We start from the raw sequence: 24,137 nt of genomic DNA, 5'->3' as shown, positions 1-24,137 counted from the left end.
CTCATCATTTTGGTCGATGCTGGCCTCACGCCCGTTTTCTACGCTGAGGACATGAACGTGACCCGGCACTTCAGCGACACGCGGACGAGCCAGGGGCGCGTGCGCTTTCTCCTCACGTCCGGCCGCGTGCGCCTGATCGCCGAGGGGCCGGGCTGGCACCACGACAGCCTCCACGCCGCGCTAGAGGACGCGGCGACCTTTCTCGCGGTGGTGCCCGGTCTCGACCAAGACCTCTACGAGCGGGCACTCGACGACCTCGAACGGCGGGCGCGGGTGGACGAACAGGTGGACGGGGCAGCCTGAGCGGGGCTCGCCTCCCCTACCCCACGAACCAGAAGATCAGCCGCGCGGATCGTCCGGCGTCCTCCAACGTCTGGGCGAAGGCGTGCCACGCCAGGAGCTGGGCCCGCTCGTTGGGCTCGGCCATCTCCGCGAGGCGGGCGACCTCTTCCGTGGTCAGGACCGTACGCCCGCTGACCCGGCGGTCTTCCATCAGCAGGTCGCCCCGCACGGTCACGCTCACGTCGGGCTGGTGGCCCCGGTCGCCCAGCCCCGCCGAGGCGAGCAGCGCCCGCAGGTCACGTGCCGAGCGCACCAGAAACCGCGCCTCCGCCTGCCACACCTTCCCGTCCAGGGCCTCGCAGATCACGAACGCGAGCAAAGGCCCCCCCCGAAAACAAACGACACCCGTCTGGCCGGGTCCTCTCTTCCTCCGTCCATCAACGGGAGGAAACCCCCGGTCAACCCACAACACATGGACCCATTGTGAACTACTTCATCTTGAAGGTAAAGGCGCGGGTGGCGAACCCAAGCTCCGGCCAAGACCCTACCCCACCGCTCCCACGGCCCGCTCCGCCTCGGGGTTGGCCTCGGTGCGGTTCAGCAGGGCGTCCGCGTCGGGCCAGGCGATGATCTGGAAGCGGCTGTTGCGGATGGCGGGGGTATAGCCCGCGTCCACGGCGATGCGCACGAGTTCGCGCACGGTGGCGCTGTGCCGCCCGTGCCCGCCCGCCGCTGAGACCACGTTCTCCTCCAGCATGGTGCTCCCGAGGTCGTTCGCCCCGTAGTAGAGCGACGCCTGCGCCACCTTGAAGCCCTGCGCGGGCCACGACGCCTGGATGTTGGGCACGTTGTCCAGGGCGATGCGCGCCACCGCGAGCTGCTGAAGGTACTCGTGGGCGGTCGCGCCAGGCGCCTTGCCGTGCAGCCGCGTGTGCTCGGTCTGGAGGGTCCACATGGCGAAGCCCGAAAAGCCGTTGCCGCCGTAGAGCGCGTTCGCCCGGTCCTGCTGCTCCCGGATCTTGAGGAGGTGGGCCGCGCGCTGGGCGAAACTTTCCCCGAAGCCGATCACCATCGTGGAAATCGTGTACAGCCCCTTGCGCTGCGCCGCGTCGATGATCCGGAACCAGTCGTCCGAGCGGATGCGCGCGGGGGCCGCTCCCTGACGCACCTCGTCCTCCAGAATCTCCCCGCCCGCCCCCGGCAGCCCGTCGAGCCCCGCCTCGATGAGCGTGTCGAGGAGTGCGTCCAGGCTCAGCCCGAAGGTCTTCTCCATGAAGAGCACTTCTTCCGGCGAGAAGGCGTCGATGCGGATGGTGGGGTGGTGCGCCTTGACGTGCCACAAGAGGCCCGTGTAGTAGTCCAGCCCTAATTCGGGATTCACGCCCCCCTGGAGGAGGATGCGGGTGCCGCCGACCGCCTCCAGATCCCTGATCTTGGCGCTGATCTCCTCGTAGTCCAGCGTATAGCTGTCCTTCTGGCGGCGGGTGCGGTAGAAGGCGCAGAAGTTGCAGCCCACGTTGCAGACGTTGGTGTAATTGATGTTCCGGTCGATCAGGAAGGTCACCACGTCGGGGTCGCGCCGCTCCAGGCGCAGCCCGTGGGCGACGGCGGCCACCTCGGGCAGCGGGAGGTGGTACAGCGCCTCGATCTCGGCGGCGCTCAGGCGCACGCCGGAGGCGGCCTTCTGGAGGAGTTCGGCACCGGAGGACATGGGGTCACGCTAGCACCGGCAGGGGGCGGCAAGCGTCCCGTGAGACGCGATTCAGGAGGAGCGGCCTGTCTCCCCGTCCGGCGCGAGGAGGAGCACCGTTCCTTCCCGCACGGGCAGCGCCGTCCACGGTTCCCCCAGCGTGACGCGGTAGGTCTCGGCGGGGCGCAGGCGGACGAACTCGCGCTCCGGCAGGTCGAGGATGGCCTCGCCCGTCAGGCAGGTGAGCCAGCCCGTCGCGGCGGGACCGTCCACCTTGCCGCCCAGCGCGAGGACTCGCAGGAGGCCCCCCGGCAAGGCCACCCACTCCCCCGGCGTGCCCTGCGCCAGCCGCGCGAGGTGCAGGGTCTGGGGCGGGGGCCTGCGCCGGAGGGGCGGACGGCTGGGCAAGCTACTCCCCGCGTGCCGCCTGGTTGAGCTTCTTGCTCGCCTGGAGCGCCATCCCCTTCGCCTTCTTCACGTCGAGGCCGAGGGTGGGGGCGACCTCCTCCACCTTGCGCCCCTGATCACGGGTGGCGGTGACGAGGGCGCGTTCCTGCTCGCTCAGCACGCCGAGGTGCGGTTTGAGGTCGGCCCAGGTGAGGGCGGTCTTGGCGGGGGCTTTGGGGGCGGCCTTAGTTCTGGTCGGCGTGACCTTCGCGGCGGGTTTCCTCGCGCTCGTCTGGCTCGCCGGGGCTTTTCGGGCTGGAGTTTTCGTCGCCGGGGTTCGGGGTGCCGTGCTCCCCCGGGCAGTCGTCTTGGTGCCGCCCGTCTTCGCCTTCGTCCCGCTGGCCTTCGAGATTGCCGTCCTGCGGCCCGGTTTGCCCGCCTTGCTCTTGGGTTCCTTGCCGCGTTCCTCCAGAATCTCCAGGGCGCGTTCAGGAGAGAGGTTGCCCTCCTCTTCCCCCTTCCGCAGAGTCGCGTTGCGCTCGCCGTCCGTCAGGTAGGGTCCGTAGCGGCCCGACTTGAGTTGGATGGGGGCGTGGCCCTCGTACTCGAAGGTCTTCAGGGGACCGGCGGCGCCCCTCGCCCGGAAGCGCGGCTGCATGAAGAGGGCCTCGGCCTCGGGGAGAGACACCGTGAACAGTTGCTCGTGGACGGCGAGGCTGCGACTGTCGTTGCCGCGTTTCAGGTACGGCCCGAACTTGCCGTTCTGCGCCCAGATTTCCTCGCCTTCAGAGGTGCCGACGAGACGCGGAAGGCTGAGGAGACGCAAGGCCCGCTCTACGGTCATCGTGTTGAGGTCGTCACCTGGGAACAAGCTTGCCGAGCGGATAGGAGGGTTGCCGTCGCCCAGCGTCACGTAAGGCCCATAGCGTCCGGCGCGCGCAACCACAGGATGCCCGGTCGCCTCGTCCGTGCCGATCACCCGGTCTCCGGTCGGGCGGTTCATCAGTTCGGCGGCCTTCTCAGCGGTCAACTCGTCCGGCGCGAGGTCTTCAGGAAGGTTGGTCTTCTCCTCGCCCCGCTGCATGTAGGGCCCGTACCGGCCCACCCGCACCTCGATGCCGCTGCCGTCGAGCTTGGGGACGTGGATGGTGGCGATGCCCCGCGCGTCGATCTCGCCCATCTTGGAGTCGATCAGGGGACGCAGGGCCATGCCCTCCCCGTTTTCGCCCAGGTAGAAGCGGCGGAGGTACGGCACCCGCTGGGCCCGCCCTCCCGCGATGTCGTCGAGGTCTTCCTCCATCCGCGCCGTGAAGTCGTAGTCCACCAGCCGCCCGAAGTGGTGCTCCAGCAGGGCGGAGGTGGCGAAGGCCGTCCAGGTGGGGACGAGTGCCTGCCCCTTCTTGACCGCGTAGCCGCGTTCCTGAATGGTGCCGAGGATGCTCGCGTAGGTCGAGGGGCGGCCAATTCCGGCGGCTTCCAACGCCTGCACCAGCGAGGCCTCGGTGTAGCGGGCGGGCGGCTGGGTCTCGTGGTCCTCCGGCTTGGCGGACTCAGCGGTCACGCGGTCGCCTTCCTTAAGGGGCGGCAGGGGCGTCTCCCGGTCCTCCAGCGCGGCGTTCGGGTCGTCACGGCCCTCCACGTAGGCGCGCAGGAAGCCGGGAAAGTCGATGGTGCGACCCGAGGCGCTGAGCCCCACCTCTTCCCCACCCGTCGCCTTCCCGGCCAGCCGCACCCGCAGGCTCCGACCACGAGCGTCCGCCATCTGAGAGGCCACGGTACGCTTCCAGATCAGGTCGTAGAGGCGCCACTCGTCGCCGCTCAGCTCGCCGCGCAGGCTCTCCGGCGTGCGGAAGCTCGACCCGGCGGGGCGGATCGCCTCGTGCGCTTCCTGGGCGTTCTTCGCCTTCTTCGCGTAGACGCGCGGCTGGGGGCTGAGGTACTGCTGACCGTACATCGCCTTGACCTGCGTGCGTGCGGCGTTGATCGCCTCCTGCGACAGGTTGGTCGAGTCCGTCCGCATGTAGGTGATGTAGCCCTGCTCGTACAGCCGCTGCGCTGCCCGCATGGTCCGCGTAGCGGCGAAGCCCAGCTTGCGGCTCCCCTCCTGCTGGAGGGTGGAGGTGATGAAGGGAGCATAGGGCCGCTGGGTGAAGGGCTTCTCCTCGGCGGAGGTGACGGTGAGCGTCTGCCCGGTCAGGCCGTCCGCCAGGGCACGGGCCGCCGCCTCGTCCAGCAACCGCACCTCCGTCCCCTTCTTCACCTTGCCGGTCAGCGGATCGAAGTCCTTGCCCGTCGCCAGCCGCACGCCATCTACGTCGGTCAGCCGGGCGGGGAAGGTCTCGCCGTCTTTCGTCGCCGCCGTCACCAGAAGGTCCCACCACGTCCCGCTCACGAAGCGCATCCGCTCGCGCTCACGCTCGACGAGCATCCGGGTCGCCACCGACTGCACCCGGCCAGCGGAGAGCTTGGGAGCGACCTTCTTCCACAGGACCGGGCTGACCTCATAGCCGTAGAGGCGGTCAAGCGCCCGGCGGGCCTCCTGCGCCTCGACGAGGTTGGTGTCGATCTGGCGGGGGTGGGCGATGGCCTGCTGGATGGCTTCCTTCGTGATCTCGTGGAAGACCATCCGCTTGACGGGGACCTTGGGCCTCAGTTCCTGGTAGAGGTGCCACGCGATGCTCTCGCCCTCGCGGTCGTCGTCGGTCGCCAGGATGATCTCGTCGGCCTCGGAGGCCATCTTGCGGAGCTTGGCGACCTGCTGGCGCTTCTCGGGCGAGACGACGTAGAGGGGCTTGAAGTTGTCCTCCACGTCGAGGCCGAGGCGGGCCCAGGCCTTGCCCTTGTACTTCTCGGGAACGTCGGCGGCGCTCCTGGGCAGGTCGCGGATGTGCCCGATGGAGGACTCCACCGCGTACCCCCTGCCGAGGTACTTCTCGATGGTTTTGGCCTTGGCGGGCGACTCGACGATCACGAGGGTTCTGGACATAACGAAGGCTCCCCTGAGAAACTTGCGCGGAGCGTAGCACAGCCCCCCTCACGGTACGGCGCCGCATGTCACGGAAACCTCCCGGCCCATTCTTTCCCCACCCAGCCGCCTTTTCTCCGTGCTACGCTCGCCGCGATGCGCGCCACGGGCTCGGGCCTCTCCCTGCTGCCGCTCGCCCTCGCCTTGCTGCTGGTGGCCGCCTTCCTGCTGGCCCCCGGTGCGCGCGTACCCTCCGCCCAGCCGCCCCACCCCGTCCTCGTGGTCCTCGGCGCCGCGCAGTATGCGGGCAGGCCCAGCCCCGCCTTCCAGCGTCGGCTCGACCATGCCCTGAGCCTCTACCGGGCGGGCGGTATCCGGACCGTCGTGGTGACGGGAGGCCGCCAGCCCGGCGACCCCCACAGCGAGGGCGAGGTCGGCGTGACCTACCTGCACCGCCACGGCGTCCCGTCCACCGCCCTCCTCGCCGAGACACGCAGCCGTACGACGGTAGAGAACCTGCGCAATGCCCGCGCGTACCTGCCCCCCCACACCCCCGTCACCCTGGTCACCGACGAGGCCCACGCGCCGCGCGCCCTGGCCCTCGCACACGCCCTCGACATGAACGCGAACGCGAGCCCGAGTCCCCTCGGCGACCGACCGGACCGCCGTTACCTGCTGCGGGAGAAGCTGGCGCTCTTGGCGTACTCGTTGCTGGGGGTGGGGAGGTAGGGAGGGAGGCAGGGGCGGGGGAGGTGGTCACACGCCCCCTCATCCCGGCCCTCTCCCACAAGGGGAGAGGGAGAAAGAGGGCGGGGGCCTTTGCGCTGTTCAAACCGTCGATCTGGACGCCCGATGAGTACCCGTGACTGAACGCCCCTGGCCCACGGCCACGTCGGCTCGCGCAGCGAGACGGTGGGGTAGCGACTGGGACGCGACAAGATCACACCTTCCGCTTGCAGGAACCCGTCCACCCACGCCGCCCGTGTGCCCTTGCGTAGCGCAGCGCCGCTCCCCCTGCCCCCCCTGGGGGGAGGGGGCTGGGGGGTGGGGGTCACGCCTTCCAACCCCACCGCCCTACCGCCTCAACCGCCGCACCACCCCCGCCACCTCCGGCATCCGCAACGCGAGCGCCCCGGCCAGATACACCCCCAACCCCACCCCACCCGCCACCGCCAGCCCAATCACCCCCGGCACGACGAACCCCGGCGCAGGCATCAGCCGCGAGACGAGCCAGGCGACGACTCCGGCGACGAGCGCGAGCGGCACGACCCGGATCAGGTGCGAGACGACCGCCCGCGAGGGAAAGCCCAGGGTACGGCGGTACAGGAAGATCAGCGCGCCCGACATGAACAGGCCGCTCAGCGTCGTGCTCACCCCGAAACCCAGGAAGCCCAGACCCGGCACGAGCAGCCGGTACAGGGCCACCTCCAGCAAGAATCCCACCGCGCTGACCGTCACGGCCTCGCGGGCCCGCTCACGGGCATAGAAGGTCCGCAGCAGCAGGGTGACGACCGCCCACGGCACGAGCGCCAGCGCCCACCCCCGCAGGATGCCCGTGCCCGCCGCGAAACGCGCCGCATCGAACTCCGGGCGCAGGTTGAAGATGCTGACGGCGTAGGGGGCCAGCGCCACGAGCAGCGCACTCATCGGCGCGGCGAGGAAGGTAGTGGTGCGGATCGCCTGCACGGTGAGGCTCTTGAATTCCACCCAGTTCTTCTCCGCGGCGTGCTGCGAGAAGCGCGGGAAGAGGGCGAGGGCGGGCGAGACCACGAAGAGGCCGTTGACCATCGTGAAGAGAGCCTCGGCGTTGGCGTACCCGGCCTGGGTGCCCGCCGGGAAGAGTTGCCCGTTGCTCAGGAGACGGGTGACGTAGACGTTGAGGACCTGCCGCGCCCCCGCCGTCAGGGTGAAGGGAGCCATCTGCCGCAGCACGCGCCCCAACGCCGGGTGCCGCATCAGGGCAGGCGTGGGGAGCAGTCCGAACCGCCGCAGGGCCGGAAGCTGCACGACAAGCTGCGCCACCCCACCGACCAGCCACCCGAAAGCGAGCCACGTCGCCGTGTCCGGCAGCAGCAGCAGGGCGGTGATGCTCGCCAGGTTGAAGGCGACGGGCGCGAACGAACTCTCGCGGAAATGCTCGTCGGCGTTGAGCAGCCCCATCGCCACCGAGGCGAGGCTGATGAGCATCAGGAAGGGCATGACGAGCTGCGTCATGTAGATCGCCAGCGCCCGGTCCACGTTGGGCTGCCCGGCGAGCAGCAGGTCCACGATCCACGGTGCGGCGAGGATGCCCAGCGCCATCAGGAGCAGGTTGACCGCGATCAGCACGCCGCTGAAGGCCGAGGCGAGCTGCCTGCGCCCGGCGGCGTCCAGCGTCTTGTACACCGGGATAAAGGAGTTGACGAGCGCGCCTTCCGCCAGCAGTTCCCGCAGCAGGTTGGGAATACGCACCGCCACCAGAAAGGCGTCCAGCAGCGTGTTTCCGAAGAGGTTCATGATTTGCTGCCGGACGATCCCGGAGAGCCGCGATCCCAGCGTCCCCGCCATCACGATCAAGGTGTTCACCCGCAGCGAGCGGCGCGGAGCCGGAGCCGGAGCGGGCGAGGCCGGGCCCTGCGGCGGGAGGTTGGGATCGGGCGCGGCGGGCGGGACGGTCACGGGGCCAACTGTAGCGCCTCCCCCCTCCCCAACTCCCAGGGGGGCGTGCTATATTCGCTGACGCCCACCGGACCTGCGCCGGAAGCGACCACACGCGGAGAGGTGCCAGAGTGGTTGAATGGGTCGGTCTCGAAAACCGAAGTAGTCGCAAGGCTACCGTGGGTTCGAATCCCACCCTCTTCGCCAAGCCCCCACCCCTGACCCCACCCGGTCGGGGGTGAGGTTTTTGGGGCGCGGGCGGTGGGCACACCTCACAGCCCCAACCACCCTCCCCCCAGCAAGACGAGGAGCGCGGCGAGCAGGGTCAGGCCCACGAGGAGCGCCCGTTGCCGCCCCGAGGGAGCGAGGAGGAGCGCCACCGCCCCGAAGGCCACGAGCAGCAGGAACGGCACGGGGATGAGCAGGCTGGGCCAGGCGAAGTCTCCGCCGGGCAGGCTGCCCACGCCCACGGCGAAGGCGAGGACGTAGGAGGGCAGGAGCCCCGCCGCCCCCGCGATGCTCAGGCCCGCCGCCCAGCGTGACGCCCGCATCCGCGCGGGGGAACCGGGTCCTGCCCGCCACCCCGTCCACGCCACCCACCCGGCGGCCAGGAGGACCAGCAGGGCGGAGACGATCACCGGAGGCCGCTGACCGGGGCCGGGCCAGCTTGTGAGTGCATGGGGCAGTGTAGGACGCAGGCCGGGCGACGAGGGTCGGGGCTGCCTACCCCACGCCCACGACCTCTTCGCGGCGTTCCTTGTCGGCCAACGCCCTCATCCCCGGCTGCGTCATTCGGCGGATGCGTCCGACCTGACTTCCGCCATAAGCTGAGCGCACCATGATCAAGTTTCTTCAGTAAAGGCACACCTTTTCCGGGTTCCCCGGCCTATACTGGGGGCAATGCTGAAATGTGCCTCCCTCCCGCCGCGCGGACCGCATCCGGGTGGCCTCGGGTGCGTGTCCCCACGTTCCGCCTCCCATCATCCCGCGAAGGAAGTGACGAACCATAGATAAAGTCCACGGCAACACCTCGGGCCTGCGCCCGGCCCAACTGAAGTCCCTGAGCAACCTCTACCGCCGCCGCATCGAGCCGGGGCGGGTGGGCTCGCCCGAACTCGCGCGCAACCTTGCCGAACTTTCCGACGACGTGCGGCGCGAGGTCAGCGTCCTGATCGACCGCCGGGGCCGCGTCATTTCCGTCAGCGTGGCCGACGCGAAGGGCGCCGAACTGCCCGACCTGCGCCTCGGCGAGAATCGGCTGGCGGGCTTCCACCTGTTGCACACGCACCCGCGCGGCGGGGGGCTGAGCAAGGGCGACCTCTCCACCCTCTTCCTCAAGCGGCTGGACGCCGTAAGCGCCATCGAGGTGCGGAACGAGGGACAGCCCGGCCTCGTCCACACCGCGCACCTCACCCCGCCCGGCACGGTGGGCGAAGAAGAAGACTGGCGCATCCTCGACCCGGTGCCCAGCTTCCAGATCGACGAGTTCGACCTCGGCGCGCAGGTCTCAGCGCTGGAGGAAGAAATTGCCCGCGCCAGCCGCACCCGCGAGGCGAAAAAGGACCGCGAGCGCGCCATCCTCGTCCAGATCGACCAGGGCGAGTTCGACGCCGAGGAGCGGCTGGAGGAGCTGAGCGAACTCGCGCGCACGGCGGGGGCGGAGGTCGTCCACAAGGAACTCGTGTACCGCCGCAACCTCAAGCCGGGCACCCTGGTCGGCGCGGGCAAGCTCGAAGAGCTGACGAGCCGGGCGTACCACCTCGACGCGGACCTCTTGATCTTCGGGCAGGAACTGGGCCCGGCCCAGGCGCGCGAGATCGAGGCGGCAACCGGGCTGAAGATTCTCGACCGGACGCAACTGATCCTCGACATCTTCGCCCTGCACGCGCAGGGGGTGGAGTCGCGGCTTCAGGTCGAACTCGCGCAGCTCCGGTACATGAAGCCCCGGCTGCTCGGTGCGGGCGCGCAGCTCTCGCGCATCGGTGGTTCGGCGGGCAGCGCGGCGGGCGGTTCCATCGGGACGCGCGGCCCCGGTGAGACGAAGCTGGAGCTCGACCGCCGCCGGATCAACGACCGCATCTCCTTCCTGGAGAAGCAACTGGAGAGCGTGGCCGTCCGCCGCGAGGAGCGCCGCAAGGGCCGCGCGCGCAACGACATCCCGGTCGTTTCCATCGTCGGGTACACGAACGCGGGCAAGTCCACGCTCCTCAACGCCTTCACCCACGCCGCCGAGGAACCGCGCCGGGTGCTGGCCGAGAACAAGCTCTTCGCCACCCTGCGCCCCACGAGCCGCCAGGGGTACATCGAGGGCGTGGGCCCGGTGGTCCTCACCGACACGGTGGGCTTCATCCGTGACCTGCCCAAAGACCTCTCCCGCGCCTTCCGTGCCACGCTGGAGGAGATCGGCGACGCCGACGTGCTCCTGCATGTGGTGGACGCGGCGAGCCCCGGCGCCGACACCCGCTATGAGGCGGTCAACCGGATTCTGGAAGACCTCGGCTTCCGCGAGATGCCTACGGTCGTCGCGCTGAACAAGGCCGACGCCGCCGACCCGGAGGCGCTGGACCGCGAGCGCGAGCGGCTGGGCGGGGTGCCCGTGAGCGCCCTGCGGAACATCGGCCTCCCGCAACTCAAGGACGCCCTCGCCGACGCAGTAGGGCAGGTGCAGCGCCAGGAACTCGCCCAGCGCGAGGAGGCGCAGGTGCGGGCGGCGGAGTACAGGTAAGCTTGGAACCGAGCCCGGTGCCTACCTGACGCACATGGAGGAACCTACGATGACAACGATGGCTTCCCTGCGAATATCGCCCACGCACCACGCCGCTGAGATGTCAGCGACGGAGCGTGTGGGCACGGGAGGCTAGCTCAAGCGGTCAGAGCACCCGTCTTCTAAGGGGGCGGTTAAGGGTTCGAGTCCCTTGTCTCCTACCAAACCCAAACCCTGCTCTGACCGTTCACAACCTCTCCCCCTTTCGATAGGCGACGCCTCTTGCCCCCGGGTGAGAGGCTTCTTCCCATGCGGCTGGCGTGGGCGTACCTCTTGACCGTGGCCCTGGCGTGGCTCCTCGGGGAGTTCGTCGGCGAGCGGACGGTGCCGACCCTCCTGCTCGCCTACCTCCCGGCGGGGGTGTGGGTGCTGCCTGCGCCCCTCGTGCTGGCCTGGACCTTCTGGAAAAGGCGGGGCGTGGGCGTGGCGCTGGCGGGAACGCTGCTGGCCCTGTGGGGTGCGGACTTCCTCCACTGGCGGCCCCAGCCGGGCGGCACGCTGCGGGTCGTCACCTACAACGTGGCGCGGGGAACGCTGGGCACGCCGGGCCAGATCGCGGGGGCGTTGCGGGCGGCGGACGCGGACGTGATCTTGCTTCAGGAGACGAACTTCGTGCGGGTGGGCTTCGGGCCCGAGCTGCTCGCCGCCCTGCCCGGCTACCGGGTGCAGGCAGCGCGGGAGGTGACGACCCTGACGCGCCTGCCCGTCCTCGCCACGCGAGTTGACCCGGCTCCGGGCAGCGGACGGGCCTTCCTCGAAACCGAGGTGCGTTGGCGGGGGCAGAGCGTGAGGGTCGTCAACGCGCACCTGAACACCGTCCTCGTCTCCAGCGCCCTGCGCGGCGACCTCGCCACGGTGCGACGCACCCGGGACGTGCGGGCGGCGCAGGTGGCCCTCCTCACGGAGATTGCCGCGCGGCAGCCGGGCCCGCTCCTGCTGGGCGGCGACCTGAACACGCCCCCTCGGGGACTGGTGTACCGCCAGCTTCAAAGAGCTTTTGGCCCGGATGCCCACGGCGCGGCGGGGCATGGCCCGGGCTGGACCTTCCCCGGCCTGTTCCTGCGCATAGACCACGTGATGGCGCGCGGCCTGACCCCCACCCGCGCCCGCGTCCTAGCGCCAGCGGGGAGCGATCACCGTCCTCTCCTGGTCGAGTACCCCTGACCTCCCCCGCTGGCCGGCTGTCGCGCTTCGTGCGGAGTAGGCTACAGTCCTCCCATGACCCTCGACTCTCCGGCAGCCCCTCAGGTGCCGGGCGCGGACGTGACGGACGCCACGCTGATCTTCAACCGGGGGGCGGGCGGCAGCGAACACGCCAGCCCCGACCTCCTCGTGGAGGCGCTGTACGGGCTCGGCTACCGGCCCGTCTACCGCGCGACGGACGACGAGGCGGACCTCGCCTCCGCCCTGGCGGACGTGCGCGGCACCGTCTTCGTGGCGGGCGGCGACGGCACGGTGCGCGCGGCGGCGTTGCACCTCGCCGGGCAGGCGGGCGTGCGGCTCGGCATCCTCCCGATGGGCACCGCGAACAACATCGGGCGGACGCTGGGCATCGAGGGAGCGCCCCTGGACGTGCTCGCCCGCTCCGCGAACGCCCGGACCGTGCCCCTCGACCTCGGGCGGGTGACGGCCCCCTGGGGCGAGGACCTCTTCGTGGAGGCGTGCGGCTGCGGCGCCTTCGCCCACGTGCTCGCCGAGTACGACCCGGAAGGGGGCAAGAGCCCGCTGCGGGCCGTGCAGGCGCTCGCCTCGGCCCTGCGCGGCTTCGAGCCGCCGCCGCTGGCCCTCACACTCGACGGAGAGGTGCACCCGGAGGCCGCCTGCGCGCTCATGGAGGTGATGAACACGAGGGCGACCGGCCCCCGCCTGCGGCTTGCCACCACCGCCGATCCCACCGACGGGCGGCTGAACGTCATCCGGGTGAACGGGGAGCAACAAGACGGGTTGATCGCCTACCTCGCGGCCCTAGCACGCGACGAGTTCGAGGCGTTGCCGAGCGTGTCCAGCGACGAGGCGCGGGTGGTCGAGCTTCCCTATGTCGGGCAGGCTTTCCACGTGGACGGTGAGGTGCGGCGCGCACGACCGGGCGTGATGGGCACCGTGAGGATCGAGGTCTGGCCGGGTGCCCTCCGGGTGCTCGTGCCGCCGAAGGAGGGAGGCTAGGCACATGCCGACCCTGATCAACAACGTCGTCTTCCGCGACGGCGTGCAGGTCATGCGAGTGGACCTCCACATCCACAGCGAGGTCAGCCACGACTGCCGCACCCCGCTGCGCGGCGTCCCCGCCTGGATGCTGCGGACGAACACCCGGGTGGTCGCCGTCACCGACCACGACCAGCAGCGCGGCGGTCCCGAGCTCGCCCGCATCGTGGCCGACCTGGGGCTGGACGACCGCCTCAGCGTCATTCCCGGCGAGGAAGTCACCACGTCGGAGGGTGAGCTGATCGGCCTCTTCCTGAACGAGCGCATTCCGCCAGGGCTCACCCCCGAGGAGACCGTCCGCGAGATCAAGGCGCAGGGCGGCCTGGTGATGCTCCAGCACGGCTTCGACCCCCTCAAACGCTACCGCCTGAAGCCGGAGGCGACGGCGCGGATCGCAGCTCAGGTGGACATCGTGGAGACCTTCAATTCCCGCCTCTCGCGCCACCGCTGGAACCTCGTCGCCGCCGCCTGGGCACGGGAGCGCGCCCTGCCGGAGTGCGCCGGGAGTGACGCCCACACCCTGCGCGACATCGGCGAGGCGTGGGTGGAGACACCTTTCCGGATCATCCGCACGCCCGAGGATTTGATCGCCGCCCTGCGCGAGGGGGTGGTGGCCGGACGCTGGACCCACCCCGTCTACGCCTACGGGCGCAAGCAATGGCGGGTGTTGAATGGACGGCTCAGGCGAGGGGAATAACCGGCTGGGCGGACGGCCCGCCTGCGCGCATGAGGAGAGATCGTGGGAAGGCTCAGGATGCTCGGGGCGGCGTTCTGGTACACTTTTCGGGCTGGGGGTGACCCGGTTTCGACAGGGGAACCGAAGGTGATGTTGCGTGTCGAGGTGCCGTTGGCCTCGTAAACAAACGGCAAAGCCATTAACTGGCAACCAGAACTACGCTCTCGCTGCTTAAGTGAGACAGTGACCGCCTAGCCCGGCCTTTGGCGCGGCGCGAACTGCAACAAAAGAAGGCTAGCCCAGGCGACGTTTCATAGCTGACGGCGAAAACAAATGGAACTACGGTCAAAGGAAACCCGCCCGCTGGTGGCCTGCGACCCGACAACCAAAGAGCGGGATACACACGTAGACGCACGCTGGAAGGACCTTTGGACGGCGGTTCGACTCCGCCCACCTCCACCACCCGCCCCGCCACCCCGGCGGGGTTTTTCCCTATACTTCCCCCGGGCCGGGATGGCGGAATCGGTAGACGCATCCGACTTAAAATCGGCCGGGGCGACCCGTGCGGGTTCAAGTCCCGCTCTCGGCACCACAAACCCCGTTCCAGACGGGGCTTTTCTTTTTGGGGCCGGTCCCCCTGCTGTGTCAGGCACCTAGCCCCGTTCATGACTGATCCGTACCCGCACGAGCAGCCTGGGCATCTGGGTACGGATGTACTCCAGCAAAGCCCCGATCAACACGATGACGGCGAACATTTCCAGACCCTCCTCGACCGAGGTCAATAGAATCAAGCGCACTTGGTCAACAACGTCTGCGGAGGTCGCCCGCCCCTCCAGCATCTCGAAGCCCAGAGCACCAGACAGGTACATCGCGCCGGACAGGAGCAGCAACATGCGAATACGGGCAGGGAGGTGGTTCAGGAAACGAAGAAGGACCAAGCCGATCAAAAGAGCCAGGATGGCGTATGGAATGACCCATGCATAGGGCAGCAGCCCGTCTGTATGAAAATGACGCTGGGTGATCGCACTTGTACGCTCGTGGATTTGAGTGTTCTCATCCAGAGCCACGTAGAAGAGCAAAAACGCAAGCCCCCGTCATGTGATGGCGAAGCGATCATGCACAGCTTACTTGCCCGCCGAAATCGACCAAAACAACAATCCGGCCACAAGCAGGATCAGTGCGGAGAAGGTTGAGGGAATGATGGATTCTGCACGGAGGTCCATCAGGGGGCGAACACGTCCCGTCCCGTAAAGTCCGGGAGCCGAAGAACGGTCAGCTCACCTGCCAGTCCACACACGACGAGGAACCCCGCACACGTCATCAGGAATGTGACAACGCGCCGTGGGTGCAGGGAAGCCTCCACGCCCGGTTGAGCTTGGCGCCCGGGCTCCTGGGCTGGAGTTTCGGAGCGGGAAGACATTCCATAAGTAGACCGGTCCATCTCTCCCCCTGAGGCCCCTCGTGCGGGCCGACGTGGGAAGCGTCTTTCCGCATGAGTCCTCCGCTAAGAAGCTCAAATGGTGTGTGAAAAAGTGTACACCCCTGACCCACGGCCGACCAACCAGGCTCGTTCATAGGGAATGGGGTGAAGAGGCGAGGATCGATCACCACGTGGGCGACTTGTCTCGATCAGGGCCTGTACACCAAATCAGACGCGACAAGAGGCCCTCTCCACCGGGGTGCCACGGCCCGGCCCTCCTTCACGCTCGCGTATACTGACCTCTACTGTGACTGGCACCATCAACATCACCGAGGCGGCGCTCGCCTCTCTCATCGGCCTGACGGCGCACGAGGTTCCGGGCGTGGTCGGCATGGCCCCCGCCAACCTCAAGGAGGGCCTGTCGCGCGTGCTGGGCCGCGCCAACGCCCGCGAAGGGGTCGTGATTGGCCGCGAGGGACCCGATCACCTCGCCGACCTGTACGTCGTGGTCGCCTACGGGGTGAGCATCCCCACGGTCGCGCGCAATATCGTGGAGCGCGTGGAGCACATCGTGCGCACCCAGGCGGGCATCACCCTCAAGGCGACGCGCGTTCACGCGGTGGGGGTGCAGCGTGCCTGAGCATGTCGCAAGTCTCAACCCCGCCGACCTCGCGCGGATGCTGCGGGTGGCGACCGACTGGCTGGGCGTGTACCGCGAGCAGGTCAACGCCCTGAACGTCTACCCCGTCCCCGACGGTGACACGGGCACGAACATGCACCTGACGATGCAGTCGGTGCGGCGCGAACTCGACACCTGCGACGAGAACAACATGGCCTCGGTCGCCCGCGCGATCAGCTACGGGGCGCTGCTGGGGGCGCGCGGCAACTCCGGCGTGATCCTCTCGCAGCTCCTCAAGGGCTTCGCGGAGGTCGTGCGCGAGAAGCCCGCCGTGGACGCACGCACGCTCGCCGCCGCCTTCCGCGCCGCCCAGAAGGCGGGGTACGGCGCCGTGATGAAGCCCGTCGAGGGCACCATCCTCACCGTGGCGCGCGGCGTGGCCGACGGGGCGGAGGGGCCGCGCGAGCGCGAGACGGTGGACGCCGTGCTGGAACAGGCCCTCTTCGAGGGGCAGCGCCTGCTCGACCAGACGCCCGAGATGCTCCCGGCCCTCAAGCAGGCGGGCGTGATCGACTCGGGTGGGCAGGGGTACCTGTACGTGGTGCAGGGGATGCTCGCGGCCCTGCGCGGCGACGCGCTGCCCGAGGCGCCCGAGATCACGAGTTACGCGCAGGAGGGGTTCGAGACCGAGGAGTTCGGCTACTGCACCGAATTCCTGATGTCGGACTCGACCAAGCCCATCGAGGAGATCCGCGAACTCGTCTCGCCGTTTGGGGACAGCCTGCTCGTGGTGGGGGCGGAGGGCTACGTCAAGGGCCACATCCACACCAACGAGCCCGACGAACTTCTCGCCACGGTGGGCCGCTACGGGCGGATGCTCAAGACCAAGGTCGAGGACATGGCCGAGCAGCACACCGAGATCCTGGGCATGGCGGGCGCCGCCGCCCGGGCCGAGGAGGAGGTGCCGCCCTCGGGCCTCGTCGCCGTCGCCAGCGGATACGGGCTCGTCAAGCTCTTCCGCTCGCTGGGCGCGCGCATCGTCAGCGGCGGGCAGACCAGCAACCCCAGCGTGCAGGACATCGTGGACGCGGTGCGCAGCGTGAGTGCGGAGAAGGTCCTGATCCTTCCCAACAACAAGAACGTGTTGATGGCCGCCGAGAAGGCGATGGAGCTGATGGAGGGCCGGGCGGTCGTCGTACCCACCCGCACGCTCGGGCAGGGCATGGGCGCCGCGCTCGCCTTTCAGCCGGACGGGGACGCGGGGAGTCTGCGGGCCGAGATGGAGGAGGCCGCCGCCCGCGTCACCACCTTCGAGGTCACCCGCGCGAGCCGCACGACGAACATCACGACGAGGGACGGCCGCACCCTGGCGATTGCCGAGGGCGACGTGATCGGCTTGCAAGATGACGAACTCGTGCAGTCGGGCGGCACCCCCGAGGACTCCGTGATGGAGATGCTGGGCCGGGGCTACGGCGGCCAGGAGATCGTCACCGTGTTCGGCGGGCCGCAAAAGACGCAAGAAGACCTCCAGGCCCTCTCGGGGCGCATCGGGAAAGCGTTCCCGGACGCCGAGGTCGAGGCGCATCCCGGCGGGCCGGACCTGTACGACTACCTCGTGACGATTGAGTAGCTGGCGGGCAGCGGGGGCCGGAGCCTCGCCGCCCCGGCCCCCGCTCTTTCGCCCCTTCTGCGCGATTCGGCCTAGCCTTCCCCTGCGCCAAGCGGCGAATGTGCCGCCCCCGGCCCCCTCCGTAGACTCTGCCCCAGGTGAGGACGAGGCCGCGCGCCCCAGCCCCACCGACCGGGCCGGAGACGCTGGGTTACCTCCCTCGACTGTAGACCATGCCCCAACGTCATACCTTGCCCGGTCTCCATCCCGATTCCGTCGTCTAGCGGCCAAGACGCCCGGTTGTCTGCCGGAGAACGCGGGTTCGATTCCCGCTGGGATCGCCAACACTCAGGGCCGAAGGGTTACGGTTCTTCTTCACCATCCCGAGGAAACCGTGCTTCGCGCACGTGCACATCCCGTGGCCCACCCCTTGCCCTGAGTTCCTATGCAGGTTTCGTCTGGCAGCAAGATGCCCCGCGACCAGCGGGGAGACGGCGGTGCCCCTGCTTGATGGTACTGGCGACCAGCCTGCTCCACGGGGAATCTTCCCCTTCCGCCCCTCCTCGCCCGATTCTTCTGGGCCGAAGCGAGAGAGTTACGCTTCCCCGACCTCCTATGGTGGGTGTTCAACCCCTCCGCATCCCTTGTCCCCGGCTTGCCCGGCGGGCCGACGCGCGAGGGTTCTCGGTGAACCTGGTTCGACTCCAAACACCCACCCCACACGGCCCCGCCGGGAGGCCCACCTCCCGGCCACATGGATGGGCGGCGACGATGGCGAGTCGCGCCGGTCTGTAAAACCGGAAACTTCGGTTTCTGTGGGTTCGAGTCCCACCCCATCCACCCGTCTCGGCGCGGCGCGGTAGCTCAGCGGGAGAGCGGACGAATACCCTCCCACACCTCCTTGCCCCTCAGTGGTCCGACGTGGAAGGGTTACGGGATCGCCAGGTCGCGGGTTCAATTCCCGCCCCGCCGCATCGAGATTCTCTTTTGCACAATCCCTTCGGAACGGTCGTCTAACGGACAGGACAGGCAACATCTTCTGCGCCCCTTGCCCCACGCCGGACGGTGTGACAGGCCGAAGCACGAAGGTTACCCCTCCCACGGGCCAGATGCGGGTTCGACTCCCGCCCGTTCCCACCTTTTCGCCCTTTTCCCCGCGTGGAGCGGTAGCTCAGTTGGTAGAGCAGGAAAACCCCTTCCGGCATCCCTTGCCTTCCGGGCCGAAGCGGGAAGGTGACCACTGTTAATGGCCGGGTCGCGGGTTCGAGTCCCGCCCGCTCCACCCCACCACACCCATACGAAGCGGTAGCTCAGACGGAAAGAGCACCCGGTGGCGAACCGGGAGGCCGCAGGTTCGACCCCTGCCCGTTTCCCCACTCGGCACGCCCCGTACCCGGTCACCGCTGGTGACTCCAGCGCCCCTCTTCCCTTTGCCCCTGAAAGGAGGGCCGAAGCCATGAAGAACCTCCTGAAGGTCATTTCACCGAAGAGCCGCAAGCAGACCGAGCGCCTGGACGCGCGACAGGTCAAGAACAACGCGGGCGGATTCGTGTATGCCCTCCCCGACGAGGGCCGCCTCACCCGCTTCCTGGTGCTGGGCACGGACGGCGGCACCTTCTACGCGGGCGAGCGGGCGCACACGGTGCAGGCCACCGACTTCGTGCGCGAGTTCGTTCAGCGCGACGCAGCCACCGCCCTGCGCGTGACGCTGGACGTGGTGCGCGGCAACCGGGCGCCCAAGGCGGACCCCGCCCTGCTGGTGCTCGCGCTGATCGCCAAGACGGCGCCGAACGTGGCGGACCGTCAGGCGGCCTGGAACGCGCTGCCCGAGGTGGCGCGCACGGGCACGATGCTGCTGCACTTCCTGGCCTTCGCGGACGCGCTGGGCGGCTGGGGTCGCCTGACCCGCCGGGGCGTGGCGCGCGTGTACGAGGACGCGCCCCTGGAGCGCCTGGCGCTGTGGGCCGTGAAGTACAAGGCCCGCGACGGCTGGAGCCAGCGCGACGCCCTGCGCCTCGCGCACCCCAGGACCACGGACGAGGCCCGCACCGCGGTGCTGCGGTTCATGGTGAACGGCGTGCTGAAGGGAGCGAGCGATCCCGCCCTGCGGGTGATCGAGGGCCACCTCCTCGCCCTGAACGCGGGGACGGACGCCGAGGCGGCGCGGCTGATACGCGACTTCCACCTGCCCATCGAGGCGGTGCCCACCCACCTGCGCGGGGCGGAGGTCTACCGCGCGGCGATGGAGACAAACGGCCTGACCTGGCTGCTGCGTAACCTGGGCAACCTCGGTCGCGTGGGCGTGCTGAGCGTCAACGACCCCGAGGTGACGCGGGCGGTGATCGAGCGCGTGACCGACCCTGTGGGGCTCAAGCGAGGCCGCATCCACCCCCTCGACGCGCTCAAGGCCCGCCTCGTGTACGGCCAGGGACGCGGCGTGAAGGGCGGGGGCGAGTGGGTGCCCGTGCCCCGGGTGGTGGACGCGCTGGAAGACGCCTTCCACACGGCCTTCGGGAACGTGCGGCCCGCCGGAACGTGGCACCTGCTCGCGCTCGACGTGAGCGGCAGCATGACCTGCGGCCAGGTCGCCGGAACGCCCGGCCTGACCCCCAACATGGCCGCCGCCGCGATGAGCCTCGTCGCCCTGCGCACCGAGCCCCAGGCGCTGACGCTGGGCTTTGCCCACGAGTTCCGCAAGCTCGGGATCACCCCGGGGGACACGCTGGAGGGTGCCATGCGCAAGGCCCAGGCCGCGAGCTTCGGCGCCACCGACTGCGCCCTGCCGATGCTGTGGGCGGCCCAGAACGGGGTGAAGGTCGAGACCTTCGTGGTCTACACCGACAACGAGACCTGGGCGGGCAAGGTCCACCCCACCGTCGCCCTCGACCGCTACCGCCAGAAGACCGGCCTCCCCGCGCGCCTGATCGTGGTCGGCCTGACGGCGACCGGCTTCAGCATCGCGGACCCCAACCGGGCGGACATGCTCGACGTGGTGGGCTTCGACAGCGCCGCGCCGGGGGTGATGGTGGGCTTCGCGCGGGGGGAGGTGTAGGAGAGAGAGAAAGCCGAACGATGACGGGCAGAGGGCGAAAGCGGCTCTCTGCCCTTGCCTCGTTATGCCTCCTCAAAAATGTCCAGCGGCAGAAACGCGCTCACGGTGTAGTTCGGCGCGTCCACGATCTGGCTGATTTTGAGGTCCACGCAGACACTCGACAGCACGTAGGCTTCTTCCAGACTCAACCCGCGCGATTGGAGGCGGCGCAAGAGGGCGCGCAGAGCGACCCGGGCCGCCGTCATCAGGTCGGGGTCGTGTCCGGTGGTCGCGTGCCAGCGCCGACTCGTGCCGCCGTGGGTGGGCGTGATGAATTCGGGGGTGGAGAGCCCCGCGCCGCGCTCCAGGCCAAAGCGCAGTGTGACCTGCCCCGCGCACTCGATCCCCGTGCCACTCAGTTCCCCGTCCCCCTGGGCCGCGTGCAGGTCGCCCACCGAGAACAGGGCGCCGGGAACCTCGACGGGCAGAGAGAGTGTGCTGCCCGCCACGAGTTGCCGGATGTCCATGTTGCCGCCCACCTGCCGGGGCGGGGCGGTGGGGTGGGGGCCGGGAGCGGCGGGAGCAACGCCCAGCACGCCGGGAAAGGGCGCGAGCGGAATGCGGATGCCGGGGCGAAAGTCGGCGTGGGTGCCCGCCCGCAGGTCCCAGAGGTGGGTGGAGGATTGCAACCCCTCCTCGGCGAGCACGGCGTCGAGGAGGCCGATGCCGTTCGGGCGGCAGGCGGTCCAACCCCAGGCGGCGGTCTGCACGTCCAGCAGTTCGATCACCAGCGCGTCGCCGGACTCGGCCCCCTCGACGAAGACCGGCCCCGTCAGCGGGTGGCCGCGTGGACCCTCCCGTGCTGGGAAAGCGTCGGCGGCAATGAGGCCCGCCAGCTCGGCGGGCGCCCCCAGTTCGCCCGCCACCACCCGCCGCGCGACCCCACCGTCCGAGGCGTCGAGCGTCCCGAAGGTCACCGTGTCGCCGGGCTGGATGCTGAGGGCGGGCGGCAGGTCGCGGTCCCAGACGGTGTGGATGTGCGCGGTACCGAGGTGGTGGTCGCTCATGGGGCACAGGGTACGGGTATCCTCCGCCCATGCTCGACCCCCACGCTTCCCTCCCCTTTCCCGCCACTGTCCATCCAGAGGCCCGACCCGCCGCGCGCCTGACCTGGGACTCGCGGCAGGCGGGCCCCGAGGTGGCCTTCGTGGCGCTGCCGGGCGAGCGGATGCACGGCAACAGCTTCGTGGAGGCGGCGCTGGCGGCGGGCGCCCCCTTCGTCCTCACCGACCTCGCCGTGGAGCGGGCGGTACGCGTCGACGATGCGCGGGAGGCCCTCTTCACCTGGGCCCGCTCGGAGCGGGCGAGAAACGGACTCGTCGTCGGCATCACCGGGAGCGTGGGAAAGACGACGGCCAAAAGCTACGCGGCGGCGGCCCTGAACGCGCACTTTATGCCCGTCTACAACACCATGCCCGCCATCGCCTGCTTCCTGATCGAGTTCGGGGGGAGTCCTCAGCCCCTCGTCGTGGAGATGGGCATCGACCGGGTGGGCGAGATGGCCGAGCTGGTGGACCTCGTGCGGCCTGGCGTCGGCGTGGTGACGAGCATCGGGGAGGCGCACCTGGAGGCGCTGGGCAGCGTGGAGGGCGTGGCACGCGAGAAGGGCGTGATCCTGAAGGGGCGACGCGGGTTGGTGAGTACGCAGGCGGCCCCCTGGTTCCCGGGCGTGGACACCTACGGCTTCGGCGCAGAAGCGACCTTCGCGGGGGAGAACCTGGAGGTCACGCCGGAGGACGCCCGCTTCTCCTTCCGGAGCGTGACCGTCACCCTGCCGCTCGCCTCGCGGGTGCAGGCGGAGGCGGCGGTGCTGGGGCTGGCACTGGCGGAAAGAGCCGGGGTGCCCCTGGAAGAGGCGGCGGCGCGGCTGGCGGGCGTACAGGTCCCCGGAGGCCGTTACCGGGTCCACCCCGGCCGCTTCACCCTCATCGACGACGCCTACAACGCCTCGCCCCTCGCCGTGCGGGCCGCGCTCGACGCCCTCGCCGCCTTTCCGGGACGCCGGATCAGCGTGCTGGGGCGGATGCTCGAACTCGGGGAGACGGAGCGGGAATTGCACGCGGGAGTCGGCGCCCACGCGCGGGAGCGGGCCGACCTGACCTACGGGGTGGGGGCGTTCGCGTCTGAACTCGGGGAGCGGGCCTTCCGCACCGTACCGGGGCTCCTCGCCGACCTTCTTTCGGAAGTCCGCGACGGCGACGTGGTGCTCGTCAAGGCGAGCCGGGGCATCAGTTGGACGCCCGGGAAACGCGCCGAGGAAGGCGTCGGGCTGGACGGGGTGGTGGACGCCCTGCTCCGGCACCGGGACGGCTGAGGGCGCGGCCACCCGAGACCGTACTCTTCCCCGACCTCAGCCCACGCGTTCCGGCTCAATCGCCGGGCTGAACGCCGCCGCGTGCTCGCGCACCCACTCCTCCACCGTCGTGAGACGCACGGGCAGCCGCGCCAGGGCCGCGCCCAGGTCCACGTGGGTCGAGGCCATCTCCGGGTTCGCGTAGGCCATTTCGTAGGCACCGGTCACACCCGCGCCCCTGCCGGGGAACACGCGGTCGAGTTTCTCCCCGAACTCCCTCGGGGGCATGGGCCGGAAGGTGACCCTGCGCCCCAGGGCACGGCTGAAGCGTTCGGCGACCTCCTCCCCGCTCAGGCGTTCGGGACCGCTGACCTTGAGGTTCAGGGGCGCGAGGTCGGGGTGCCCGAAGGCGGACACGGCGAAGGTGGCGACGTCGGCGGTGGCGATCCACTGGATGCGGACCTCGTTGGGGGTGGGGTAGGCGAAGGTGTCGCGCTGCGCCACCTCCTCGCGGGTCCAGGGCCCCAGCAGGTTTTCGAGGTAGGCGGTCGGTTGCAGCACGACGTACGGCACGCCGCTCGCCTCCAGGTCCGCGAGCAGCTCGCGCCGCAGGTCGAGGGCCGGGTTCCCGGTGGGCACGGGGGGAATCTCCCCGGTCGGGTTCCAGACGATCAGGCGCACGCCCGCCTCCCGCGCCGCCGCGATCACGTTGCGCCCGTACTCCAGCGCCGCCCCCGGCCCGGCGAAGAAGGGCGCGAGCAGGAACACGCCGTCTACGCCCCGCACCGCCGCGCGCACGGCCTCCACGTCACCCAGGTCGCCCGCGTAGCCTTCGGCGCCTTTCTCCGTCAGGTCGCCCGCCCGCTCGGGGTGGCGGGCGAGCATCCGCACCCGGTACCCCGCCTCCAGCAGCTTCTCAACGACCGGTCTTCCCTGCGAGCCCGTGGCTCCCGTCACCAGAATGGTCTGCATGGTCACTCCCCCGGGAGGGCGCGGGCCGGGACAGGCCGGAGGTGGAACGTGGGCCCGTCGCCCGCGTCCTGCCTGCCCGCCGTTCCTCCGGCCGGGTGAACGTGCACCCGGCGTCCCCACATCTCTCCGCGTCCCCACCCTAGCAGCCACGCATCCCCAGTTGAAGAAGGCACCGAAAAGGAACATAGTTTCAGGAAATGAACTACGAGGAACGGGTGCGCCGGAAGGAGTGCAGCGTCGAGCGGACGGTGGACGTGATCGGGGGCAAGTGGACCACCCTGATCGTGCGGGAGTTGCTGCGGGGCACCCGGCGGTACGGCGAGCTGCGCGCGGCCCTGACCGGGGTGAGCCCCAAGACCCTGACGGACAAGCTGCGCGAGCTGGAGGAGGGGGGCGTGCTGACCCGCACCGTCTACCCGGCGGTGCCGCCCCGGGTGGAGTACACCCTGACCCCCAAGGGCCGGGCGCTGGAGGGCGTGATCGACGCCATGCACGTCTGGGGCGAACGCTGGACCTGAGCGGCCCCCCGG

The 24,137-nt window shown here is 69.8% G+C and carries 20 protein-coding genes, 9 tRNA genes and 1 other RNA gene; 21 read left to right on the top strand and 9 right to left on the bottom strand.

Annotated features, from left to right (window positions below; genetic code table 11):
- Positions 1-51 precede the first annotated feature (51 nt).
- On the top strand, positions 52-303 hold the full coding sequence (locus tag IC605_RS20770) for a hypothetical protein (protein ID WP_216328538.1): 252 nt from the start codon (positions 52-54) through the stop codon (positions 301-303).
- A gap of 16 nt (positions 304-319) precedes the next feature.
- Here IC605_RS20770 and IC605_RS20765 read toward each other — a convergent pair whose 3' ends face one another.
- The 4 genes from IC605_RS20765 to topA form a co-directional block, all read right to left on the bottom strand.
- Positions 320-661, bottom strand: coding sequence for a hypothetical protein (locus IC605_RS20765; RefSeq protein ID WP_216328536.1), 342 nt, complete (start codon positions 659-661; stop codon positions 320-322).
- Positions 662-826: 165 nt separating this feature from the next.
- Entirely contained in the window at positions 827-1,993 is a 1,167-nt protein-coding gene (gene mqnC, locus IC605_RS20760; RefSeq protein ID WP_216328534.1) for a cyclic dehypoxanthinyl futalosine synthase, read from the bottom strand.
- Positions 1,994-2,044: 51 nt separating this feature from the next.
- Positions 2,045-2,380 carry a hypothetical protein gene (locus IC605_RS20755; RefSeq protein WP_216328532.1) on the bottom strand — a complete coding sequence of 112 codons (336 nt, stop codon included), beginning with the start codon at positions 2,378-2,380 and terminating at the stop codon, positions 2,045-2,047.
- Between the two features lies 1 nt (position 2,381).
- Positions 2,382-5,345, bottom strand: a complete 2,964-nt coding sequence (topA, locus tag IC605_RS20750) for a type I DNA topoisomerase (protein WP_216328530.1) — start codon at positions 5,343-5,345, stop codon at positions 2,382-2,384.
- A gap of 135 nt (positions 5,346-5,480) precedes the next feature.
- Between topA and IC605_RS20745 the strand changes: the two genes are divergently transcribed.
- Complete coding sequence (locus IC605_RS20745; protein ID WP_216328528.1) at positions 5,481-6,053, top strand: YdcF family protein; 573 nt, start codon at positions 5,481-5,483, stop codon at positions 6,051-6,053.
- Positions 6,054-6,398: 345 nt separating this feature from the next.
- Here the strand turns inward: IC605_RS20745 and murJ are convergent, their stop codons facing one another.
- A complete protein-coding gene (gene murJ, locus IC605_RS20740; protein ID WP_216328526.1) occupies positions 6,399-7,982 on the bottom strand; it encodes a murein biosynthesis integral membrane protein MurJ in 1,584 nt (527 codons plus the stop codon).
- A 96-nt stretch (positions 7,983-8,078) separates the two neighbouring features.
- On the opposite strand from murJ, the gene IC605_RS20735 reads away from it, so the two are divergent.
- Positions 8,079-8,168 (top strand) — tRNA-Ser (locus IC605_RS20735).
- A gap of 65 nt (positions 8,169-8,233) precedes the next feature.
- On the opposite strand, the gene IC605_RS20730 is transcribed toward IC605_RS20735, so the two are convergent.
- Entirely contained in the window at positions 8,234-8,599 is a 366-nt protein-coding gene (locus IC605_RS20730; protein ID WP_216328524.1) for a hypothetical protein, read from the bottom strand.
- A 368-nt stretch (positions 8,600-8,967) separates the two neighbouring features.
- On the opposite strand from IC605_RS20730, the gene hflX reads away from it, so the two are divergent.
- From hflX to IC605_RS20695, 7 genes are all read left to right on the top strand, one after another.
- Complete coding sequence (gene hflX, locus IC605_RS20725; RefSeq protein WP_216328596.1) at positions 8,968-10,686, top strand: GTPase HflX; 1,719 nt, start codon at positions 8,968-8,970, stop codon at positions 10,684-10,686.
- Positions 10,687-10,812: 126 nt separating this feature from the next.
- Positions 10,813-10,889: transfer RNA gene (locus IC605_RS20720), tRNA-Arg, on the top strand.
- A gap of 85 nt (positions 10,890-10,974) precedes the next feature.
- Positions 10,975-11,889: an endonuclease/exonuclease/phosphatase family protein gene (locus IC605_RS20715; RefSeq protein WP_216328522.1), complete on the top strand. Its 915-nt coding sequence runs from the start codon at positions 10,975-10,977 to the stop codon at positions 11,887-11,889.
- A gap of 54 nt (positions 11,890-11,943) precedes the next feature.
- Entirely contained in the window at positions 11,944-12,888 is a 945-nt protein-coding gene (locus IC605_RS20710) for a diacylglycerol/lipid kinase family protein (protein ID WP_216328520.1), read from the top strand.
- Positions 12,889-12,892: 4 nt separating this feature from the next.
- The gene (locus IC605_RS20705) at positions 12,893-13,624 is read left to right on the top strand and encodes a PHP-associated domain-containing protein (protein WP_216328518.1); all 732 of its coding nucleotides are present in this window, start codon (positions 12,893-12,895) and stop codon (positions 13,622-13,624) included.
- Positions 13,625-13,717: 93 nt separating this feature from the next.
- Positions 13,718-14,065, top strand: a transfer-messenger RNA (tmRNA) gene (gene ssrA, locus IC605_RS20700).
- Positions 14,066-14,110: 45 nt separating this feature from the next.
- Positions 14,111-14,195: transfer RNA gene (locus IC605_RS20695), tRNA-Leu, on the top strand.
- A 61-nt stretch (positions 14,196-14,256) separates the two neighbouring features.
- Here the strand turns inward: IC605_RS20695 and IC605_RS20690 are convergent.
- Entirely contained in the window at positions 14,257-14,670 is a 414-nt protein-coding gene (locus tag IC605_RS20690; protein ID WP_216328515.1) for a hypothetical protein, read from the bottom strand.
- 660 nt (positions 14,671-15,330) lie between these two features.
- On the opposite strand from IC605_RS20690, the gene IC605_RS20685 reads away from it, so the two are divergent.
- The 9 genes from IC605_RS20685 to rsr all read left to right on the top strand — a co-directional run bounded on the left by IC605_RS20685 (position 15,331) and on the right by rsr (position 20,303).
- Positions 15,331-15,663, top strand: a complete 333-nt coding sequence (locus IC605_RS20685; RefSeq protein WP_216328514.1) for an Asp23/Gls24 family envelope stress response protein — start codon at positions 15,331-15,333, stop codon at positions 15,661-15,663.
- 37 nt (positions 15,664-15,700) lie between these two features.
- Complete coding sequence (locus IC605_RS20680) at positions 15,701-17,272, top strand: DAK2 domain-containing protein (RefSeq protein ID WP_216328594.1); 1,572 nt, start codon at positions 15,701-15,703, stop codon at positions 17,270-17,272.
- 248 nt (positions 17,273-17,520) lie between these two features.
- Positions 17,521-17,595 (top strand) — tRNA-Asp (locus IC605_RS20675).
- A gap of 412 nt (positions 17,596-18,007) precedes the next feature.
- Positions 18,008-18,091: transfer RNA gene (locus IC605_RS20670), tRNA-Tyr, on the top strand.
- 11 nt (positions 18,092-18,102) lie between these two features.
- Positions 18,103-18,225 (top strand) — tRNA-OTHER (locus tag IC605_RS20665).
- Positions 18,226-18,253: 28 nt separating this feature from the next.
- Positions 18,254-18,387 (top strand) — tRNA-OTHER (locus IC605_RS20660).
- A 24-nt stretch (positions 18,388-18,411) separates the two neighbouring features.
- Positions 18,412-18,533: transfer RNA gene (locus IC605_RS20655), tRNA-OTHER, on the top strand.
- Between the two features lie 17 nt (positions 18,534-18,550).
- Positions 18,551-18,627 (top strand) — tRNA-Arg (locus IC605_RS20650).
- Positions 18,628-18,707: 80 nt separating this feature from the next.
- The gene (gene rsr / locus IC605_RS20645; protein WP_216328511.1) at positions 18,708-20,303 is read left to right on the top strand and encodes an RNA-binding protein Rsr; all 1,596 of its coding nucleotides are present in this window, start codon (positions 18,708-18,710) and stop codon (positions 20,301-20,303) included.
- Positions 20,304-20,365: 62 nt separating this feature from the next.
- Here the strand turns inward: rsr and IC605_RS20640 are convergent, their stop codons facing one another.
- Positions 20,366-21,349 carry an acetamidase/formamidase family protein gene (locus IC605_RS20640; RefSeq protein ID WP_216328509.1) on the bottom strand — a complete coding sequence of 328 codons (984 nt, stop codon included), beginning with the start codon at positions 21,347-21,349 and terminating at the stop codon, positions 20,366-20,368.
- Between the two features lie 29 nt (positions 21,350-21,378).
- Between IC605_RS20640 and murF the strand changes: the two genes are divergently transcribed.
- Positions 21,379-22,656: a UDP-N-acetylmuramoyl-tripeptide--D-alanyl-D-alanine ligase gene (murF, locus tag IC605_RS20635; RefSeq protein WP_216328508.1), complete on the top strand. Its 1,278-nt coding sequence runs from the start codon at positions 21,379-21,381 to the stop codon at positions 22,654-22,656.
- Positions 22,657-22,692: 36 nt separating this feature from the next.
- On the opposite strand, the gene IC605_RS20630 is transcribed toward murF, so the two are convergent.
- The gene (locus IC605_RS20630) at positions 22,693-23,607 is read right to left on the bottom strand and encodes an SDR family oxidoreductase (protein ID WP_216328506.1); all 915 of its coding nucleotides are present in this window, start codon (positions 23,605-23,607) and stop codon (positions 22,693-22,695) included.
- A 197-nt stretch (positions 23,608-23,804) separates the two neighbouring features.
- Between IC605_RS20630 and IC605_RS20625 the strand changes: the two genes are divergently transcribed.
- Positions 23,805-24,125, top strand: a complete 321-nt coding sequence (locus IC605_RS20625; protein ID WP_216328504.1) for a winged helix-turn-helix transcriptional regulator — start codon at positions 23,805-23,807, stop codon at positions 24,123-24,125.
- Positions 24,126-24,137 lie beyond the last annotated feature (12 nt).

Source organism: Deinococcus aestuarii (assembly GCF_018863415.1).
Lineage (GTDB): Bacteria > Deinococcota > Deinococci > Deinococcales > Deinococcaceae > Deinococcus > Deinococcus aestuarii.
Note: the sequence above shows the minus strand (reverse complement) of the source record. Positions and strands in the feature narration are given on the sequence as shown.